The sequence below is a fragment of the Mesorhizobium comanense genome (genome assembly GCF_005503535.1).
GTDB classification, from domain to species: Bacteria; Pseudomonadota; Alphaproteobacteria; order Rhizobiales; family Rhizobiaceae; genus Mesorhizobium; species Mesorhizobium comanense.
Genome location: NZ_SCNN01000003.1, coordinates 228,748 through 246,905 on the forward strand (window position 1 = coordinate 228,748; position 18,158 = coordinate 246,905).

Here is an 18,158-nt window from a genome sequence, read left to right on the forward strand (position 1 = left end):
AGCCGCAGCCGTTTTCTACGATGGCCGCTTCTTCGTCTTCTTGTGCTCTGGCGGACCGGCATTGTCGAATTTCGGCTTGCCCGGCTTCTTCGCCCAAGGCTTTGCCTCATGCGCGGCTGCCGGGCGCTGGTCGGCCGCGGCCGGCGCACGCTTCTCGAATTTGCGCTTCGGCGCGTTCGGATCGAACGGCGCCTTGCCGCGATGCGGTTTCTTGTCCGGGCTTGGCGGCTGATAGCCGGCTCGCGACAGGTCCGGCGTGCCGTCCAGCCGCTTCACCACGATGTTGCCCTGCAATTTGCGGTCGGGGCCGATCGCCGCGGAAAACCGCTCGGCCCAGTCGGCCGATATCTGCACGAAGGTCTCTTCCGGCTGCATCTTGATGGCGCCGATCTCGCGCTTGGAAATGCTGCCGGCGCGGCAGAGCATCGGGATCAGCCAGCGCGGCTCGGCATTTTGCCGGCGTCCGACCGACAGCGAGAACCAGACGCTGGCGCCGAAATCGTCGCGCCGGCTGGGGGCCTCGTCGCGGGGCGCGAACTTTTCGCCCGCCGGCCTTTCACGCGACGGCGTGAAAGGTGCTACGTCCATCAGATCCTCGGGCGCCGAGCGGCTGGCGCGGCATTGGCGCACGAAGGCGGCGGCCACCTGCTCGGCGCCATGTTTGGCAAGCAGCGCCTCGATGAAGGCGCGCTCGTCATCCTTGACCGGTTCGTCGAAGGCGGCATCGGCAAGGATGCGCTCGTCGTCGCGCTTGATCACCTCGTCGGCCGAAGGCGGGCTTGCCCAGGTCGCCTTCAGCCCCGCACTCTGCAGCAGCCTCTCGGCACGCCGGCGGGCGCTGCCAGGCACGATCAGCGCGCTGACGCCCTTGCGCCCGGCCCGCCCGGTGCGGCCGCTGCGGTGCAGCAGCGTTTCGGGATTGGTCGGCAGGTCGGCGTGCACCACCAAGTCGAGATTGGGCAGGTCGATGCCGCGCGCGGCGACATCGGTGGCGATGCAGACCTTGGCGCGGCCATCGCGCATCGCCTGCAGCGCGTGGCTGCGCTCGTTCTGGCTGAGTTCGCCCGACAGCGCCACGACCGAAAAATTGCGGTTGTTGAAGCGCGCGGTAAGATGGTTGACGGCGGCGCGCGTGTTGCAGAACACCAGCGCGTTCTTGGCTTCGTAGTAGCGCAGCACGTTGATGATGGCGTTCTCGCGGTCGGCCTGGGCAACGCTGAGCGCCCGGTATTCGATGTCGAGATGCTGTTTTTCCTCGCCGGCCGCCGAGATGCGCACGGCGTCGCGCTGATAGCCCTGCGCCAGCGTGGCGATGGAACGTGGCACTGTGGCCGAGAACATCAGCGTGCGGCGGTCGGCCGGGGCGGCGTCGAGGATGAATTCGAGGTCCTCGCGAAAACCGAGATCGAGCATCTCGTCGGCTTCGTCGAGGACAACCGCCCTCAGCGCCGACATGTCGAGCGAATTTCGCGTGATGTGGTCGCGCAGGCGGCCGGGCGTGCCGACGACGATATGGGCGCCGCGTTCCAGCGCGCGCCGTTCGGTGCGCATGTCCATGCCGCCGACGCAGGAGGCCACGGTGGCGCCGGTCAATTCATAGAGCCATTCCAGTTCTCGCGTTACCTGGAGCGCGAGTTCGCGCGTCGGCGCCACGGCCAGGGCCAGCGGTGCCGAAGCGGCGTCAAAGCGCTCGGCGCCGGACAGAAGCGTCGGCGCCATGGCAAGGCCGAAGGCGACAGTCTTGCCCGAGCCGGTCTGGGCGGAGACCAGCGCATCGGCCTGGCCGAGTTCCAGCACCGCCTTCTGCACGGGCGTCAGTTCGGAATAGCCGCGTTTTTCCAGCGCCTTCGCCAGCGCGGGAACGATACGTTCGAAGTTGGACATTTTTCTCTTTCGGAATTCGGGGTTCTGCGCTCATCGTGGAGCACAAGGCCGGGGCCGGCAGCGCCAGCCAAACAATCTTGGCCGTTCGTACTTCCTGCCGCCGCACTTGTACAGGGCGAGCGGCGCTGCCTTCCCTTCTCCCCTTGTGGGAGAAGGTGTCGCCGAAGGCGACGGATGAGGGGTGTTCCAGGGAACGCCGACGCCTCACTCCGCTGGAACACCCCTCATCCGTCTCGCCGCTAACGCGCCGATCCACCTTCTCCCACAGGGGGAGAAGGAAAGCCGCGCCTCGTCCCGATTGACTCCTGCCGCAAACCGCGTAAAAGCCCGCTTCGAACGGGATCGTTTTTCGATGCGCGGCCTCTTGATGGCTCTTCTTGCATTCGATGCCCCCGGCCTCAATGCGAACCATTGGGCCGGGCGCTCAGACGCGTCCGTCCGTTCCAGCAAAACCATGGCCAAAACCACCACCAAAACGGTGTGATTCCCTTGGCCTAACCACCCTCTCCCGGGTTCGGCCCGGGGGACGGAACCCGCATCGGCCGGCGGGTTTTCTCCAACAACCAAGCGGAGAGGGACAGGAGATCTTATGAGTTTCAAGGTTGCGGTAGTCGGCGCCACGGGCAATGTGGGCCGCGAAATGCTCAACATTCTGGAAGAACGCGGCTTCCCGGTCAGCGAAGTGGTGGCGCTCGCCTCGCGACGCAGCCAGGGCACCGAAGTGTCCTTCGGCGACCGCACGCTGAAGGTCAGGGCACTCGACCAGTATGATTTTTCCGACACCGACATCTGCGTCATGTCGGCCGGCGGCAACGTTTCCAAGGAATGGTCGCCCAAGATCGGCAAGCAGGGCTGCGTCGTCATCGATAATTCCTCGGCCTTCCGCTATGATCAGGACGTGCCGCTCATCGTGCCGGAAGTGAACCCGGACGCGATCTCGCTGTTCACGCGCAAGAACATCATCGCCAACCCGAACTGCTCGACGGCGCAGCTTGTCGTGGCGCTGAAGCCGCTGCACGACGTCGCCACCATTAAGCGCGTCGTCGTCGCCACCTACCAGTCGGTGTCGGGCGCCGGCAAGGAAGGCATGGACGAGCTGTTCACGCAGACCCGCGCGGTGTTCGTCGCCGACAGCGTCGACGTCAAGAAGTTCACCAAGCGCATCGCCTTCAACGTCATCCCGCATATCGACGTCTTCCTCGACGACGGCTTCACCAAGGAAGAGTGGAAGATGGTCGCCGAGACCAAGAAGATGCTCGACCCCAAGATCAAGCTGACGGCGACCTGCGTGCGCGTGCCTGTCTTCATCGGCCATTCGGAAGCGGTCAACATCGAGTTCGAGAAGCCGATCACCGCCGATGAGGCGCGCGATATCCTGCGTGACGCCCCCGGCTGCCAGGTCTTGGACAAGCGCGAGGACGGCGGCTACATCACGCCGCTCGAATCGGCCGGCGAGGACGCGACCTTCATCTCGCGCATCCGCGAGGATTCGACCGTCGACAACGGTTTGTCGATGTGGGTCGTCTCCGACAATCTGCGCAAGGGCGCAGCGCTGAACGCCGTACAGATCGCCGAGCTGCTTATCGAGCGCGGCCTGATCCAGCCGAAGAAGAAGGCGGCCTGAGGGCTGTTTGTTTTCGCTCACGGGCCGTATCGCCGCTGCCGCGGCGGGCCCTCCGCGGGGGCGCCGGACGACCGGCGGCCCGCAGTCGCGGGCTCGGCCTTCGGCCGTTGGAGTTTCCTTCTCCCCGTTCACGGGGAGAAGGTACCCGAAGGGCGGATGAGGGGCGGCGCCAGCGTCTCAAAAAGCCAGTGTTGTCACCGGCTCTCTTTCGCCAATTCCATCAGCAACCCCATCGCTTCCTCCGCTCGGTCGGCCGGTACGAACAGGTGGTCGTGGTAGAAGGCCGAGACCGGATTGACGCCCATGCCGGCGGTGGCCAGCCGCGTGGTGATGGCGGCAAGGAAGCCGACTGCCTCCAGCGACGAATGGATGTTCAGCGTGATCATCCGGCAGCGGAAAGAGGCGGTCAGTCCCGCGGCGCCGGCCTGCTCCTCGGTCACGATCAGCGTCAGGCCCTCGCGCTCGCGGAACACCATCACCGGGTCGAGGTCCTCCGGCTGCGGAACGCCTGAGGCCAGCGTGGCGAAGACGTAGGTGCCGTCGAGCAGTTCCGGCGTCATCGACGCCAGCAATGTTTTGAGATCGGTCTCGCCGGCCATTTTTCCCGCCTGAACAAGGATGGGCCACGGCCCGCAGACCTTTCAATATCCGTCCCGGGCGGCCGCCGATAGTGTGCAGGCCGCGCGAACGACATGACGATGTCGCTGGCGACCGGGCTTGCGGACACGCCGCGTCGCACAATAGAGGAACTGAGGGCCGGCGCCGGTCCCTGAAAGGCCTTCGATGATCGTCCGTCCGCGCCCCACATTCCTGCAGCTGTTCTTCATCATGCGCGGCTCCGTGGTGCCGCGCATCCTGCCGCAGATCTTCGGCTTCGCCATCTATTCGGCCGTGATCCTTGCCCTGGCGCGCTGGTTCCAGCTCGATCTCGGCGTCTTCAACATCACGCCGTTCGGCCTGGTGGGGGTGACGCTGTCGATCTATCTCTCGTTCCGCAACAATGCCGCCTACGACCGCTGGTGGGAGGCGCGCAAGCTGTGGGGGGCGCTGGTCTTCGAAATCCGCAACCTGGCGCGCGCCACGACGAGCCTCATCGACGATCGGGGCGAACAGCGCGCTTTGCTCATGGAGGCGCTTGCCTTCTGCCATTTCCTGCGCGGACAGTTGCGCAAGATCGACAGCAGAAAGGACGCCAGCGCGTTCATCGCCACCGAGGCGGATACGGCGGCAGGCTTCGCCAACCCGGCCGATGAAATGGTCAGGCGCATGGGCCGCCGCGCCAATGCGCGGCGCCGGACCGGCGATGTCGACCCGATCGGCTTCCGCATCCTGGATGAAAGGCTGGCGGCCATCACCGCCATCCAGGCGGGCTGCGAGCGGATCGCCGGCACGCCGCTGCCTTTCGCCTACACGCTTCTGGTGCATCGCACGGCCTATATCGTTTGCCTGCTGCTGCCGATCGGGCTGATCTCGACCACCGGCTGGGCAACGCCGCTGTTCACGGCGCTGATCGCCTATACGTTCTTCGGCCTCGACGCGCTCTCGGAAGAGCTCGAGGATCCGTTCGGCACCGAGGCCAACGACCTTGCGCTCGATGGCTTGTGCCGCGTCTGCGAAATCTCGGTGTTCGAGGCGCTGGGCGAGACGCCGCCGAAAATGCTGCCGGCGGAGAAGTTCTATTTTTCGTAAGAGCGCAGGATCGGACAGCGCTGTCCCAGCCAACGATTTTTGCCCTAAAAGAACCCTGTCCTGTAGGATTTCCGCTTCACCGCACGTCCTTGGTCTGACCCCCGATGAAGGGGCGAACCATCTGGAGGGACAACAATGAGTATTTCCGAAACCGCGCCCATTTCTTCGGGCGCCCTGTGGACCGGCCGCGTGCTCAGCGGTCTCATCGTGCTGTTCATGATCTTCGACGGCGCCATCAAGCTGCCGCCGCTCGACGTGGTGACCCAGACCATGGTGCCGCTCGGCTGGCCCGCAGATCCCGGCGTGGCGCGCATGCTGGGCGTCATCGGCCTGATCGCGACGGCACTCTATGCGCTGCCGCGCAGTTCGGTGCTCGGCGCCATCCTGCTCACCGCCTACATGGGCGGCGCCATCGCCACCAATGCGCGGATCGGCAATCCGCTGTTTTCGCACACGCTGTTCGGCGTCTATCTCGGCATCATCCTGTGGGGCGGCCTCTATCTGCGCGATCCCAGGCTGCGCGCCCTGATCCCGTTCAGCCGATAGAGCGTTACCGGCGAAAACGGAATCGCCGGCAATGCTCTATCTTTTTGTTTTTCAAGCAATTTCCGGACGCAAAACCGCTTCGCACTTTTGCTGGAATTGCTCTAGGCACGAGGGAGAGAAACATGTTCAGCACCATCCTCATCATCCTGCTCGTCATCGTCGCGGCGGTCCTCATCTATGCCGCGACGCGGCCAAATGATTTCGTCACCACGCGCACGGCCACCATCAAGGCCCGGCCGGAAGCCATTTTTCCGCTGATCAACGATTTCAGGCGGTGGCCGGAATGGTCGCCATACGAGAAACTCGATCCCGGCATGCGGCGCACGCTGTCGGGTTCCGAAAGCGGCCAGGGCGCCGCCTATTCCTGGGAAGGCAACGGCAAGGCCGGCAAGGGGCGCATGGAGATCGTCAAATCGGTGCCGTCCTCGCTGGTGGCGCTCAAGCTCGACTTCGAAAAGCCGTTCCGGGCCAACAACAGCGTCGACTTCACCTTGACGCCGTCGGGCGACGGCACCGCCGTCTCCTGGGCAATGCGTGGCAGCCGGCCCTTCATTGCCAAGCTGATGGGCCTGTTCATGAATTTCGACACGCTGATCGGCAGGGATTTCGAGGCCGGGCTCGCCAATCTGAAGCGCCTCACCGAGGCATGATCGCCACGGACCATTCGTCAGCTTCCATTTCTATTGTCGTCGATCGGGATCAAATCAGCCGTTCGGGAGTTAAGCACGAGGCGGCGAAACGGCCATGCCTTGTGTGAGAGGAACGACAATGAAGAAAATCATGACCATTCTGGTGCTGGCGACGGCTCTGGGCGCGTGCTCGCAGACCGAAAAAGGCGCGGCTGTCGGCGGACTCGGCGGTGCCGCGATCGGCGCCGCAGTTGCCGGAGATCCCGTCCAGGGAGCCGTGGTCGGCGGCGCGGTCGGCGCTATCGCCGGGGCGTTGATCGGCCGCGCGAACGAACCTGGCGAATGCCGCTACCGTCGCCATGGCCGCGTCTACATCGATCGCTGTCCGAGCGGCTACTGACCGGCGGACGGGAGAAAAAAACGGCGGGCCTGTGCCCGCCGTTTTTCTGTGCCGGGCGCTAGTCTAGAGGAGCTTGCCCGCCGGCTCCGGCAGGCATTTCGCATCGCCACCCGACTTGTCCCCGCCTCAGCGAGGTGTGATCGTCCGGGACCTGCCCGCGCGGAACCGCGCTACATCAGGCCAAATCATGGAATGCTGAAGGGCGCCGAGTCCACAACCGTTCCGTCGATGGCCAGATCGACACGATAGGTGCCAACCGGCCACCCCGCCGTGGGCTTGCTGAGTTGCGTATCCGCCTCGGTGTTCTCTCCGACAGGGAGGTCAACCTTGTCGATCGTATAGTTGGCTGGCGCAGCGCCATGAGAATCGATCGAAATCCAGGAGAATGTGATCGTCGACGTGGCGGGGATGTCCACCAGGTCCGCCGACAAATAGATGACCGGTGTGTCCGCGGGGAATTCGTTTTGGGGCTCGCCCCCCTTCGTCGCTGAAACGACGATGTTGTCGAACCCGGCCGCCTGGGCCGGCATGGCAAGGGTTAGCGCCGCGATGGCCGCGATGGCCAGAACCAGAACTGATTTCAAGACTCACACCTCTCTGAGGCCGGCAGAAAATCAACGTCGGGGTGCTTCGTCAAGTGGGGCGCAGGCGATGCCGGGGCGAGATAGGCTGAACAGCAAAACGGCGGGCACAGGCCCGCCGTTTCGTCGGTGCGATGAAGCAATATTTACTCGGCGGAGGCGGCTTCCTCGGCCGGGGCCGCGGCAGCGGCCGCAACGGCTGCTGCTGCGTCGTCCTGCGCCTTCTTCAGAAGCGCGGCGCGTTCCTGCGCCTTCTTGCCCGGCTCGGCCTTCTTCGGGTTGGAGCGGGCGTCGCGCTTGGCAAGGCCGGCCTCGTCGAGGAAGCGCAGCACGCGGTCGGTCGGCTGGGCGCCGTGCGACAGCCAATGCTTGACGCGGTCGGCGTCGACCTTGACGCGCTCGCCGTCCTTCGGCAGCAGCGGGTTCCAGGAACCGAGCGCCTCGATGAAGCGGCCGTCGCGGGGCGAACGGGCGTCGGCGACGACGACGTGGTAGTAGGGACGCTTCTTCGAGCCCGCACGGGCCAGTCTGATCTTCAGTGCCATTCTTTTTCTCCTAAAAGCTCTGATTCCGTTGATTGATCTCGGTTGGGTCTCAACCGGTTTTCGTCACGCCGTTTGCAGCGGCGATCTGTTCGTGGTGGCGGATCACTTCGCGGACGACGAAGTTCAGGAACTTCTCCGCGAAATCGGGGTCGAGATGCGCGTCCTTGGCCAGCTGGCGCAGACGGGCGATCTGCTGCTGCTCGCGCGCCGGATCGGCAGGCGGCAGGCCATGCTCGGCCTTCAGCACGCCCACAGCCTTGGTGCAGCGGAAGCGCTCGGCCAGCATGTGGATGAGGGCTGCGTCGATGTTGTCGATCGAAGCGCGGTAGCCGGCCAGGATGGTGCGGGCGTCGGCCATGTCCTTTTCTTCGTTCATGCGTTTTCTCACTTCTTCTTGCCAAGGCCGGGCAGTCCGCCGCCGCCCAGGCCGGGAAGCCCCGGAAGTTTCATGCCGCCGGGCAGGCCCGGCAGTCCGCCGCCGCCGGGAAGCCCGCCGGGCAAGCCCTTCATGCCGCCCAGACCCGCGGCCTGCGCCTGCTTCTGCAGGGCTTCCAGCTGCTTGGGGTCCATCTTCGAGAGATCAGGCATGCCGCCCATGCCACCCGGCATCATGCCGCCGAGGCCCATCTTCGAGGCGAGGCCGCCCATCATGCCGCGCATGAGGCCGCCGCCTTTGCCCTTGCCGCCCATCGCCTTCATCATGTCGGCCATGCCGCGATGCATCTTCAGGAGCTTGTTGATCTCGGCGGCGTCGGTGCCGGAGCCGGCTGCAATGCGCTTCTTGCGCGAATGCTTGAGCATGTCGGGGTTGGCGCGCTCGGCCTTGGTCATCGAGGAGATGATGGCGAGCTGGCGACCGAACATCTTGTCGTCGAGGCCGGCGGCGGCCATCTGGTCCTTCATCTTGCCCATGCCGGGCATCATGCCCATGATGCCGCCCATGCCGCCCATTTTCGACATCTGCTGAAGCTGCTGGGCGAGATCGTTCAGGTCGAACTTGCCCGACTGCATCTTCTTGGCCATCGCCGCCGCCTGCTCGGCGTCGATGTTCTCGGCGGCCTTCTCGACCAGCGAGACGATGTCGCCCATGCCCAGGATGCGGTCGGCGATGCGCTTGGGGTGGAATTCTTCCAGCCCGTCCATCTTTTCGCCGGTGCCGATCAGCTTGATCGGCTTGCCGGTGACGGCGCGCATCGAAAGCGCGGCACCGCCACGGCCGTCGCCGTCCATGCGGGTCAGCACAAGGCCGGTGATGCCGACGCGCTCGTCGAAGCTTTTCGCCAGATTGACGGCGTCCTGGCCGGTCAGCGAATCCGCGACCAGCAGGATTTCGTGCGGGCTCGACACCTTCTTGATGTCGGCCATCTCGACCATCAGCGGCTCGTCGATATGGGTGCGGCCGGCGGTGTCGAGGATGACGACGTCATGGCCGCCCAGCTTGGCCGCCTGGACGGCGCGCTTGGCGATATCGACCGGGCTCTGGCCAGCGATGATCGGCAGCGTCGCGACCTTGGTCTGCTCGCCGAGCTGGCGCAACTGCTCCTGCGCGGCGGGACGCCGCGTGTCGAGCGAGGCCATCAGGACCTTCTTGTTCTGGCGCTCGGTCAGCCGCTTGGCGATCTTGGCAGAGGTCGTCGTCTTGCCGGAGCCCTGCAGGCCGACCATCATGACGACGACAGGCGCCGGCGCGTTGAGGTCGATGGCGACGCCTTCGGCGCCCAGCATGTCAACCAGCTCGTCATGGACGATCTTGACGACCATCTGGCCGGGCTTGATCGACTTCAGGACGGCGGCGCCAACAGCCTTCTCGCGCACCTTGTCGGTGAAGGACCGCACCACTTCCAGCGCCACGTCGGCCTCGAGCAGCGCACGGCGCACCTCGCGCAACGCCGCCGAGACATCAGCCTCCGACAGCGCGCCGCGGCCGGTGAGGCCGTTCAGGATGGAGCCAAGGCGCTCCTGCAGCGATTCAAACATCTATCGTCCTTCGATCTCGGTTCGGGTTCGATCCGAGAGGTAATGCGTTCGCGCCAAGTGTCCAAGCAAAAGCAAAGCCCAAAACCAAAAAGCACCCGGGGGCGCTCAGCGCTGCCGGGTGTTGGCCTCCAGGATCTCTTTACAGCACCTGCCTCAAAAAGGCTTCGGCGTCCTGGTCGGCTTGCTCGGAGGAGTACTCGTCGCGGAATTCGGGGCGTGTAGACAGGAAATCGGCGGAAGAGTCAAGGCAAGCGCCAAGCGCCAAGGCGTGCGACCCTTGTGTCGGTGGTCTGCTTTGCGCCGTTTCAAGGCAAATTCACCTTGGAAGATCGTCTCCAAGGGGCAGCATCAGTTGGCCGGCTCTGCCGTGATCTTCATCCCGAGCGCTTTCGTGACCCCCAGGAGCGTCGAAAGGCGTGGATCGCCGTCGGGCCTCAGTGCCTTGTAGAGAGCTTCACGCGTGACGCCCGCTTCCTTTGCAACCGCGGTCATGCCACGCGCCCGGGCAACGATGCCAAGCGCGTTGGCGATATAGCTGGGATCGCCGGTCGCAAAGGCATCAGCCAGCAGTTCGGCCTGTCCTTCGGCGCCGCCAAGATGTTCGGCTGGATCAAAGGGGACGGTTTCGATTGCCATGATCATAACTCCTTGGCCATCTGGATGGCCTTCTTGATGTCGCGACCCTGGCTGGACTTGTCGCCTCCGCAAAGCAGGATAATGATTTCGTTGCCGCGTCTGACGAAATAGAGCCGGTATCCCGGCCCAACATCCAGCCGAACTTCGCCGATGCCATCGAAGTACTTCACGTCACCCATGAGCCCGGACTGGATACGGGCAATGCGGATTGCAATCTTTTCGACGGCTCGCTTGTCTCTCAAGCTACCTAGCCAATCACGAAAGTCAGGGGTTTGGCGGACCTCAATCACCTGTGAACTATAGTTCACATGGCTGATGTGTCAAGCTGTGTGTGAAAAATAGTTTACAGACGGTCGCCCTTCATTTGGGCATGCTTACGGAAGTTTGGCGCCGACCCTGAGCGGCGAGCGCGGATGCAGCAGCAGGGCGATCGTCAGCAGGCTGCAGCCGATACCAATCAGGGCGATGAGGAATGCATCCCAGCTCGTCCAGCCCGGTCCCTCCAATGGCTTGGCGGTGAAGAGGGCGAAGGAATTGTAGCTCTCCTGATGCGAGATGATCAGAAAGCCGGTCAGATTGTTGGCCAGATGGGCGCCAAGTGCCGCGCCGAGATTGCCGGTGGCATGGACCACCAGCGTCAGAAGCAGCGCGAAGGCGGCGATCGAGGCAAGCACGCAGGCATTGATTGCGGCGCTCGAACTGGTGCTCCAGTGCAGCGAGGTGAACAGCAGGCCGGGCAGCAGCGCCCAGATGACGGGGCTCCTGAACCGGCTGGCGAGGCCGCGCAGCAGGTAACCGCGAAACAGCACCTCCTCCGAGGATGTCTGCAAGAAGGTGAGCAAGACGATCGGGATCAGGAACAGCAGCCAGGACGACAGGCTGATCGGGCCGCGCTCGATCCCGGGCTGCAGCGCATAGAGCAGGATTTCGGAGACGAGCGAGGTGATCAGAACCGCGATCAGCCCTTTCAGGAAATCCGGCCATGACACATGCCGGCTCGCGCCAAGCAGCGCAGACAGTTTCTCGCCATGCACCCAGCGCATGGCGACCCAAAGACCAACCCAGATGCCGGCGAAGGAGGCGAGCGCGCTGAGGATGCCGATCGGCGAGGCGAGGAACCCTTGCATGGCGTATGGCGAAGCGGCCGCTTGCTGCCAGGCGAAATAGACATAGGTGCCGCCGAAAAGCACGATCGCCGTCGTCAGGGCCCAGAACACCACGACAATCACCGTGCCCGCGAGCAGGCGCGGCAAGGTTGTCCTGGCATTCGGCGAGCGCCGATAGCGTTCGAAGGCGTCGTCGTCGGTCGTCACGCAGGCTCCCCGGCAGAATCCATCGGCTCGCCGGCACCCTTATCGCGGTCTGGTCAACAGATCGTGCACGAAGGCGAGCTTGCCGGCCGTCACGTCGGAAATGACGAAAGGGTAGAGATCTGGCAGGCCCATGCAGCGGTTGATCGAATTGGAGGCTTCGGACAGCACCAGCCAGCGGGCGAGAATCCTGTCGAAGGGCTCAGGCGTGTTCGCCGGCTCCGAAGGCGCCGCCTGCAGCCCGCCGCCTGTATCGCCTTGCGGCAAATCATCAGCCTCCACCGTCTCCAGCCGGCCGAGCGGGAAGTTCAGGGCATAAACCATCTCGAGCGTGTCGGTGATGTGCAGGTGATGGGCCCAGGTTTCCGCCCAGTCCTCCCAGGGGTGCGAGGTGGCGTAGGCCGAGATGTGGCTCTGCTGCCAGTCAGGCGCCGCGCCATTGGCATAGTAGGTCTTCAGCGCCTGTTCGTAATCGGCGCGTTCGTCGCCGAACAAGGCGCGGAACGCGGCAAGCCTGTCCGGATCGTCGCGAATCAGCCGGTCCCAGTAGTAATGGCCGAGCTCGTGGCGGAAGTGGCCGAGCAGCGTGCGATAGTTCTCACCCATCTCGACGCGGCGTTTCTCGCGTTCGGCCGAATCGGCCTCGGCGACGTTGAGCGTGATCAGGCCATTGTCGTGACCGGTGAGGATGCGCTCGCCGCCCGGACCGCCGCCGATCGGATCAGCCAGGAAGTCGAAGGCCAGGCCGACCTCGTCCGTGGGGTTCTGCTTGGGTGCGACCGGCAGGCCGAAGGCGAGCAGCGAATAGATGGCGCGCTTCTTCGCCGCCTCGACGCGGATCCAGCGCCGGCGGTTGCCGTCGACGGAAAGATCGGGGATCAGCTGGTTGAGCGCGCAGGCGCGGCAGAAAGCCTGCCCCGGCTCTGCCATCCAGTTGCAGGCGCACTCATCGGCATTGGTGCACGCCAGGACGCCGTCCGCTCCCGACAGCGCGAAGCGCGCATGGTCGGGGTCGTAAAGAACGAGGCTGGAACAGTTCAGGCACTGCGCGTTCTCGAAATAGAGGCGGTGGCCGCAGTTCGGGCAGTCGAAGAGCTTCATGTCGGTTTCGGACCATCGCGCTATGGGAAAGGACGTCGCCTCGGAAACGCCGGCCTTCGCGTGTCGTTCCCGCGGTGACGCCGATCGGCAACACGGCGGATGGATTGGCCAAGGCTTGTCTCATTTGCCACAATAATCACTTGATCGTAGGCAAATTCCCTCTCATTGGCCAGCTTGGCGCGGGGGACGGTGACAAGAGCGTGTTTCGCTGGCAAATTCGGCGTCAGGGACGTGAATCAGGCAACTCAGGAGAACAACATGGCATTTCTTGCCAAGGGTAGGATTTTAGCGGCCGCTGTCATCGCGGTGCTTGGGCTGGCGACGGGGGCCCAGGCCGCCGGCAGCTGCGGCAAGAACGGCGCGGGCTTTGATGCCTGGAAGCAGGAATTTGCCGCGGACGCCAAGGCCGAGGGTGTCGGCTCGAGGGGGCTGGCCGCTCTGGCCGGCGCGACCTACGCGACGCGCACGATCGCCGCCGACCGCGCCATCCACAAGGCGTTCAGCGGCTCGGTGGAGGATTTCATGAAGCGTCGCGGCGCGTCGGCGATCATTTCCAAGGGCCGCTCGCTTAAGAAGTCGAACGCGGCGCTGTTCAACCAGATCGAGAGCAATTACGGCGTCTCGCCGGGCGTGCTGCTGGCCATCTGGGGCATGGAAACCGGCTTCGGCGCCTCCATGGGCAACCAGAACACGGTCTCGGCCATTGTGACGCTTGCCTATGATTGCCGCCGCCCCGACTATTTCCACCCGCATGCGATCGCGGCCCTGAAGCTGGTCGATCGCGGAGCGCTGACCTCCTCGTCGGTCGGCGCCATGCATGGCGAGATCGGCCACACGCAGTTCCTGCCCGGAAACGTCCTGAAATACGGCGTGGGCAATGGCAATCTGCGCGACAAGGCCACAGCCCTGGCTTCGACCGCCAACTTCCTCAAGGGCCATGGCTGGCGGGCCGGCGCCAGCGCGCAGCAGAACATGGGCGCGATCGCCGGCTGGAACGCGGCCAATGTCTATCAGCAGGCCATCGCCCGCATCGCCACGGCGATCGACGCCCCCTGATCGAGGCCTTCTGTGCGGACAACAAAAGCCCGGCCATGCGCCGGGCTTTTTCGTTGATGCGGTGGAGATCAGACCTCCGGCCGGGACTTATTTCACATCCAGCGCGTAGGAGCAGCCGGCCAGCGTCTGGCCGGGGTGGGACTCCACGGTCGAGACGTTGAGTGTGATGCGGGTAACGAGGCTCACGCCGCCCGTGTCGTCCGTGCTTTCGGCCACGACCTTCTCGCCCAGGAATTTGCCTGATGTCGAGATCGTCGCCGGGACGTCGAGCTGCCAGGCGAGGTCCGGCGCGGAAACATCGTCGAAAACGGCCATCGGCCCGGTGGCGGTAAAGACGATTGTCTGCGCCTCGCGTCCGAAAACATGGACCGCGGCGGGCAGCCGATACTGGCTGAGGAAAGGATTGCCTGATGCAACCTCCTTCCAGCCCAGCTTCTGCGCCGCGCCGGGCTCGCCGGTCAGCCAAAGGGCAAAGCCGTTATAGGCCGGCACGTCGACCCTGCACTCGATCAGCGCGGCAAGGTCGAGCGAGCCGGGGTCGAAATTCCCGGCCATGGTCGGCGCCGCCAGAAGGACCAGCGGCACCAGGTGGCCGAGACGGCGCATGCCTATTTGCCGCGATTGCGCGCCGCTAGCGTCCTCAGCCTCAGTGCGTTGAGGCGGATGAAGCCGGCGGCGTCCTTCTGGTCGTAAGCGCCGCGATCATCCTCGAAGGTGACCAGCGCGTCCGAATAGAGCGTCTTCCTGGACTTGCGGCCGGTGACCATGACATTGCCCTTGTAGAGCTTCAGCCGCACCGTGCCTTCGACGTCTTCCTGGCTCTTGTCGATCATCGCCTGCAGCATCTGCCGCTCGGGCGAGAACCAGAAGCCGTTGTAGATGAGTTCCGCATAACGCGGCATGAACTCGTCCTTGAGGTGGGCCGCGCCGCGATCGAGCGTGATCGATTCGATGGCGCGGTGGGCGACGATCAGGATGGCGCCGCCCGGGGTCTCGTAGACGCCACGCGATTTCATGCCGACGAAACGGTTCTCGACCAGGTCCAGCCGGCCGATGCCATTGTCGCGGCCGAGATCGTTGAGGGCGGCCAGCATGGTCGCCGGTGACAGTTTCTTGCCGTTGAGCGCGACCGGATCGCCCTTCAGGAACTCGATCTCGATCTCGGTGACGGCGTCCGGCGCGTCCATGGGCGAAACGGTGCGCTGGTGGACGAATTCCGGCGGCTCGCTCCACGGGTCTTCCAGCACCTTGCCCTCGGACGAGGAGTGCAGGAGGTTGGCGTCGACCGAGAACGGCGCCTCGCCCCTCTTGTCCTTGGCCACCGGGATCTGGTGCTGTTCGGCGAAGTTGATCAGGTCGGTGCGCGACTTGAACGACCAGTCGCGCCACGGGGCGATGACCTTGATGTCGGGGTTCAACGCATAGGCCGAAAGTTCGAAGCGGACCTGGTCGTTGCCCTTGCCGGTGGCGCCATGCGCGATGGCGTCGGCGCCGGTCTCCCTGGCGATCTCGACCAGATGCTTGGAGATCAGCGGCCGGGCGATCGAGGTGCCGAGCAGGTAGGTGCCTTCGTAAACGGTGTTGGCGCGAAACATCGGGAAGACGAAATCCGAGACGAATTCTTCGCGCACGTCGACGATGCGGATGTCCTTGATGCCCATCATCTCGGCTTTCTTGCGCGCCGGCTCCAGTTCGCCGCCCTGGCCGAGATCGGCGGTGAAGGTGACGACTTCGGCGCCGAGCTCGGTCTGCAGCCATTTCAGGATGATGGAGGTGTCGAGGCCCCCGGAATAGGCGAGCACGACCTTCTTGACGTCTTTGGCCTTGGACATTTCTGCTCCGTCTGTGGCGGACGCCGCAGGCGCGGGCGTCACGGATTGTCGGAGCGCCTTTTAGCAGGAACGGCAAAGCGAGCAAGCGCGCGGGCCGCCAGACTGCTGATCCAGCGCGCGGCGGCGCTGGGGAAACAACCCGCTACAATCATGAGCTGCATTTGTGCCGGGGATTTAAGTAAGTTTTCATGCCCTGCCGCTAAACAAGCAAGACAGGGCTGAGGCGGCCGCCTGTGCGCGCCGAAGCAGCCTTTCCCGTCCGTCGCGGGCATACTCGGGCTTGGGCCGTTCTTGATGCGCGTCATATCATGTATCGTCACGGAGCATAATCTGTGGCTCGTCCTGCTGGCGGCACTGATGTGCGTCACCGGTTGCTGGGTAACGATCGGCCTTCTCGATCGCGCGCGGAAAACCGTCGGCCTGCAGATGCGGGGATGGCTGTTCCTGACGGCGGTCGCTGCCGGATCCTCGATCTGGTGCACGCATTTCATCGCCATGCTCGCCTATCAGCCCGGCGCGCCGATCACCTTTGACCCGGCGCTGACCATGATATCCTTGGTCATCGCCATGGCAGGAACCGGGGCCGGCTTCGCCCTCGCGCTGGACAAGCGCCAACGCGTGGCGCCGGAATGGGGCGGGGCGGCTGTGGGTCTCGCCATCTCGGCCATGCACTATACCGGCATGATGGCCTATCACGTGGCGGGCATCGTCGAGTGGGACGTTGCCTATGTCGCGGCCTCGGTGCTGATCTCGATGGCCTTCGGCGCCTTGGCCATCGGCCAGGCGGTGCGCCGGCCCTATCGCTGGTCGCAATATCAGGCCATCGGCCTCTTCGTGCTCGCCATCGTCGGATTGCATTTCACCGCCATGACCGCGGTGGCGGTAACGCCATTGTCCTTCATCACCACCGGCACCAATCCCGATATCCTCGAAGCGATGGCCGTCGCGGTCGCCGTCGTCGGCCTGATCGTCGCGGCCACCGGCTTTGCCAGTTACCTGATCGACGAACGCGGCCGGATGGAGAGTTTCGAGCGGCTCCAGCATCTGGCGCTCAACGACGCGCTGACCGGCCTTGCCAATCGTGTTTCCTTCAACGACCGCCTCGACCACGAGATCGAGCGGGTGGCCGAGGACCAGGAAACGATGACGGCCGTCATCGTCATCGATCTCGACCGCTTCAAGGAGATCAACGATCTCAGGGGGCATGCGGCCGGCGACCAGGCGCTCAAGATCGTGGCGCGCCGGTTGGCCAAGCTTACCGGCGACGGCGAATTCGTCGCGCGGCTGGGCGGCGACGAGTTTGCCGCCATCAAGCGTTTCAAGGACCAGAACGACCTGCTCGGGTTTGTTTCCCGGCTGGAGAAGTCCCTGTTCGAGCCGCTGCGGATCGACGATTTCGAGATCGTCACCGGCGCCAGCATCGGCATTGCCGTCCATCCGCGCGACGGCGTGGACCGCGAGCGGCTGGTCAGCAATGCCGACCTGGCCATGTACCGGGCCAAGAACGATGTGACGCGTGCTGTCTGCTTCTACGAATCGACCATGGACGAGACGGCGCGGGCTCGCCGCGCGCTGGCCACGGACCTGCGCCGGGCGATCGATCGCGGCGAGCTTTCGCTCCACTATCAGGTGCAGACCTCGGTTCCGACCGGCGCCACCTGCGGCTACGAGGCGTTGCTCCGCTGGACCCATCCTGTGCACGGCATGATCGCGCCCACAGAATTCATTCCGATCGCCGAGGAGAACGGCTCCATCCTGGCCATCGGCGAATGGGTGCTGCGCACCGCTTGCCGGCAAGCGGCGTCCTGGGACAAGGCCCACAAGATCGCGGTCAACCTGTCGCCGGTGCAGTTCGCCCATGCCGATCTCGCCAAACTCATCCACCAGATCCTGGTCGAAACCGGCCTGTCGCCGAAGCGGCTGGAGCTCGAGCTGACCGAATCGACCATCGTCGCCGACAAGGCGCGCACGCTGCATGTGCTGCGCCAGATCAAGGCGCTGGGCGTGACGATCGCCATCGATGATTTCGGCACCGGCTACTCATCGCTCGACACGCTGCGCTCCTTCCCCTTCGACAAGATCAAGCTCGACCGCTCCTTCATGGCCGATGTCGAGCGCAGCCCGCAGGCCAAGGCAATCATCCGCGCCGTGCTGACGCTGGGCCGCAGCCTCGACATTCCGGTGCTCGCCGAAGGCGTCGAGACGCATGTCCAACTCACCATCCTGCAGGTGGAGGGCTGCAACGAGGCGCAGGGCTATTTCCTTGGCCGGCCAAAGCCGATCGACCAGATCCTGCAGCCGGCGCCGGTTCTCAAACTGCCAGAAATGGACCAGTCGGCGGCTTGACC

General features: G+C 64.5%; 19 protein-coding genes. 7 read left to right on the forward strand and 12 right to left on the reverse strand.

Annotated features, from left to right (window positions below; all coding sequences use genetic code 11):
• Nucleotides 1-15: 15 nt before the first annotated feature.
• Nucleotides 16-1,884 carry a DEAD/DEAH box helicase gene (locus FFS37_RS07695; RefSeq protein ID WP_137930335.1) on the reverse strand — a complete coding sequence of 623 codons (1,869 nt, stop codon included), beginning with the start codon at nt 1,882-1,884 and terminating at the stop codon, nt 16-18.
• Nucleotides 1,885-2,473: 589 nt separating this feature from the next.
• Between FFS37_RS07695 and FFS37_RS07705 the strand changes: the two genes are divergently transcribed.
• Complete coding sequence (locus FFS37_RS07705; protein ID WP_137930337.1) at nt 2,474-3,508, forward strand: aspartate-semialdehyde dehydrogenase; 1,035 nt, start codon at nt 2,474-2,476, stop codon at nt 3,506-3,508.
• 194 nt (nt 3,509-3,702) lie between these two features.
• Here FFS37_RS07705 and FFS37_RS07710 read toward each other — a convergent pair whose 3' ends face one another.
• Nucleotides 3,703-4,107 carry an ACT domain-containing protein gene (locus tag FFS37_RS07710; RefSeq protein ID WP_137930338.1) on the reverse strand — a complete coding sequence of 135 codons (405 nt, stop codon included), beginning with the start codon at nt 4,105-4,107 and terminating at the stop codon, nt 3,703-3,705.
• Nucleotides 4,108-4,291: 184 nt separating this feature from the next.
• Here FFS37_RS07710 and FFS37_RS07715 point away from each other — a divergent pair, with 184 nt between their 5' ends.
• From FFS37_RS07715 to FFS37_RS07730, 4 genes are all read left to right on the forward strand, one after another.
• On the forward strand, nt 4,292-5,197 hold the full coding sequence (locus FFS37_RS07715) for a bestrophin family protein (RefSeq protein WP_137930339.1): 906 nt from the start codon (nt 4,292-4,294) through the stop codon (nt 5,195-5,197).
• A gap of 135 nt (nt 5,198-5,332) precedes the next feature.
• Complete coding sequence (locus tag FFS37_RS07720; protein ID WP_137930340.1) at nt 5,333-5,743, forward strand: DoxX family protein; 411 nt, start codon at nt 5,333-5,335, stop codon at nt 5,741-5,743.
• Between the two features lie 122 nt (nt 5,744-5,865).
• Complete coding sequence (locus FFS37_RS07725; protein ID WP_137930341.1) at nt 5,866-6,393, forward strand: SRPBCC family protein; 528 nt, start codon at nt 5,866-5,868, stop codon at nt 6,391-6,393.
• Nucleotides 6,394-6,511: 118 nt separating this feature from the next.
• Entirely contained in the window at nt 6,512-6,772 is a 261-nt protein-coding gene (locus FFS37_RS07730; RefSeq protein ID WP_137930342.1) for a glycine zipper domain-containing protein, read from the forward strand.
• 185 nt (nt 6,773-6,957) lie between these two features.
• Here FFS37_RS07730 and FFS37_RS07735 read toward each other — a convergent pair whose 3' ends face one another.
• The 8 genes from FFS37_RS07735 to FFS37_RS07770 form a co-directional block, all read right to left on the reverse strand.
• Complete coding sequence (locus tag FFS37_RS07735; protein WP_137930343.1) at nt 6,958-7,356, reverse strand: hypothetical protein; 399 nt, start codon at nt 7,354-7,356, stop codon at nt 6,958-6,960.
• 143 nt (nt 7,357-7,499) lie between these two features.
• Complete coding sequence (gene rpsP, locus FFS37_RS07740) at nt 7,500-7,898, reverse strand: 30S ribosomal protein S16 (protein WP_137930344.1); 399 nt, start codon at nt 7,896-7,898, stop codon at nt 7,500-7,502.
• Between the two features lie 49 nt (nt 7,899-7,947).
• Nucleotides 7,948-8,274 carry a chorismate mutase gene (locus FFS37_RS07745; protein ID WP_019862096.1) on the reverse strand — a complete coding sequence of 109 codons (327 nt, stop codon included), beginning with the start codon at nt 8,272-8,274 and terminating at the stop codon, nt 7,948-7,950.
• An 8-nt stretch (nt 8,275-8,282) separates the two neighbouring features.
• Nucleotides 8,283-9,875, reverse strand: a complete 1,593-nt coding sequence (ffh, locus tag FFS37_RS07750) for a signal recognition particle protein (protein ID WP_137930345.1) — start codon at nt 9,873-9,875, stop codon at nt 8,283-8,285.
• 348 nt (nt 9,876-10,223) lie between these two features.
• On the reverse strand, nt 10,224-10,511 hold the full coding sequence (locus FFS37_RS07755) for an addiction module antidote protein (RefSeq protein WP_137930346.1): 288 nt from the start codon (nt 10,509-10,511) through the stop codon (nt 10,224-10,226).
• A gap of 2 nt (nt 10,512-10,513) precedes the next feature.
• The gene (locus tag FFS37_RS07760; RefSeq protein ID WP_332311470.1) at nt 10,514-10,819 is read right to left on the reverse strand and encodes a type II toxin-antitoxin system RelE/ParE family toxin; all 306 of its coding nucleotides are present in this window, start codon (nt 10,817-10,819) and stop codon (nt 10,514-10,516) included.
• A 66-nt stretch (nt 10,820-10,885) separates the two neighbouring features.
• A complete protein-coding gene (locus FFS37_RS07765) occupies nt 10,886-11,824 on the reverse strand; it encodes a CPBP family intramembrane glutamic endopeptidase (protein ID WP_137930347.1) in 939 nt (312 codons plus the stop codon).
• A gap of 39 nt (nt 11,825-11,863) precedes the next feature.
• Entirely contained in the window at nt 11,864-12,922 is a 1,059-nt protein-coding gene (locus FFS37_RS07770; RefSeq protein ID WP_137930348.1) for a zinc-binding metallopeptidase family protein, read from the reverse strand.
• A gap of 258 nt (nt 12,923-13,180) precedes the next feature.
• Here FFS37_RS07770 and FFS37_RS07775 point away from each other — a divergent pair, with 258 nt between their 5' ends.
• Entirely contained in the window at nt 13,181-13,978 is a 798-nt protein-coding gene (locus FFS37_RS07775; RefSeq protein ID WP_137930349.1) for a lytic murein transglycosylase, read from the forward strand.
• Nucleotides 13,979-14,065: 87 nt separating this feature from the next.
• On the opposite strand, the gene FFS37_RS07780 is transcribed toward FFS37_RS07775, so the two are convergent.
• Entirely contained in the window at nt 14,066-14,584 is a 519-nt protein-coding gene (locus FFS37_RS07780) for a hypothetical protein (RefSeq protein ID WP_137930350.1), read from the reverse strand.
• Between the two features lie 2 nt (nt 14,585-14,586).
• Nucleotides 14,587-15,810 carry an argininosuccinate synthase gene (locus FFS37_RS07785; RefSeq protein ID WP_137930351.1) on the reverse strand — a complete coding sequence of 408 codons (1,224 nt, stop codon included), beginning with the start codon at nt 15,808-15,810 and terminating at the stop codon, nt 14,587-14,589.
• A gap of 294 nt (nt 15,811-16,104) precedes the next feature.
• On the opposite strand from FFS37_RS07785, the gene FFS37_RS07790 reads away from it, so the two are divergent.
• Complete coding sequence (locus FFS37_RS07790; RefSeq protein ID WP_137930352.1) at nt 16,105-18,156, forward strand: putative bifunctional diguanylate cyclase/phosphodiesterase; 2,052 nt, start codon at nt 16,105-16,107, stop codon at nt 18,154-18,156.
• Nucleotides 18,157-18,158 lie beyond the last annotated feature (2 nt).

Excerpts from the sequence above, each read along its gene's own strand:
- FFS37_RS07710 (WP_137930338.1), bottom strand. The coding sequence starts at position 4,107 with ATGGCCGGCGAGACCGATCTCAAAACATTGCTGGCGTCGATGACGCCG.
- FFS37_RS07775 (WP_137930349.1), top strand. The coding sequence starts at position 13,181 with ATGGCATTTCTTGCCAAGGGTAGGATTTTAGCGGCCGCTGTCATCGCG.
- FFS37_RS07790 (WP_137930352.1), top strand. The coding sequence starts at position 16,105 with ATGCGCGTCATATCATGTATCGTCACGGAGCATAATCTGTGGCTCGTC.
- FFS37_RS07785 (WP_137930351.1), bottom strand. The coding sequence starts at position 15,810 with ATGTCCAAGGCCAAAGACGTCAAGAAGGTCGTGCTCGCCTATTCCGGG.
- FFS37_RS07780 (WP_137930350.1), bottom strand. The coding sequence starts at position 14,584 with ATGCGCCGTCTCGGCCACCTGGTGCCGCTGGTCCTTCTGGCGGCGCCG.
- ffh (WP_137930345.1), bottom strand. The coding sequence starts at position 9,875 with ATGTTTGAATCGCTGCAGGAGCGCCTTGGCTCCATCCTGAACGGCCTC.
- FFS37_RS07730 (WP_137930342.1), top strand. The coding sequence starts at position 6,512 with ATGAAGAAAATCATGACCATTCTGGTGCTGGCGACGGCTCTGGGCGCG.
- FFS37_RS07745 (WP_019862096.1), bottom strand. The coding sequence starts at position 8,274 with ATGAACGAAGAAAAGGACATGGCCGACGCCCGCACCATCCTGGCCGGC.
- FFS37_RS07770 (WP_137930348.1), bottom strand. The coding sequence starts at position 12,922 with ATGAAGCTCTTCGACTGCCCGAACTGCGGCCACCGCCTCTATTTCGAG.
- FFS37_RS07725 (WP_137930341.1), top strand. The coding sequence starts at position 5,866 with ATGTTCAGCACCATCCTCATCATCCTGCTCGTCATCGTCGCGGCGGTC.
- rpsP (WP_137930344.1), bottom strand. The coding sequence starts at position 7,898 with ATGGCACTGAAGATCAGACTGGCCCGTGCGGGCTCGAAGAAGCGTCCC.
- FFS37_RS07755 (WP_137930346.1), bottom strand. The coding sequence starts at position 10,511 with ATGGCAATCGAAACCGTCCCCTTTGATCCAGCCGAACATCTTGGCGGC.
- FFS37_RS07705 (WP_137930337.1), top strand. The coding sequence starts at position 2,474 with ATGAGTTTCAAGGTTGCGGTAGTCGGCGCCACGGGCAATGTGGGCCGC.
- FFS37_RS07715 (WP_137930339.1), top strand. The coding sequence starts at position 4,292 with ATGATCGTCCGTCCGCGCCCCACATTCCTGCAGCTGTTCTTCATCATG.
- FFS37_RS07695 (WP_137930335.1), bottom strand. The coding sequence starts at position 1,884 with ATGTCCAACTTCGAACGTATCGTTCCCGCGCTGGCGAAGGCGCTGGAA.
- FFS37_RS07720 (WP_137930340.1), top strand. The coding sequence starts at position 5,333 with ATGAGTATTTCCGAAACCGCGCCCATTTCTTCGGGCGCCCTGTGGACC.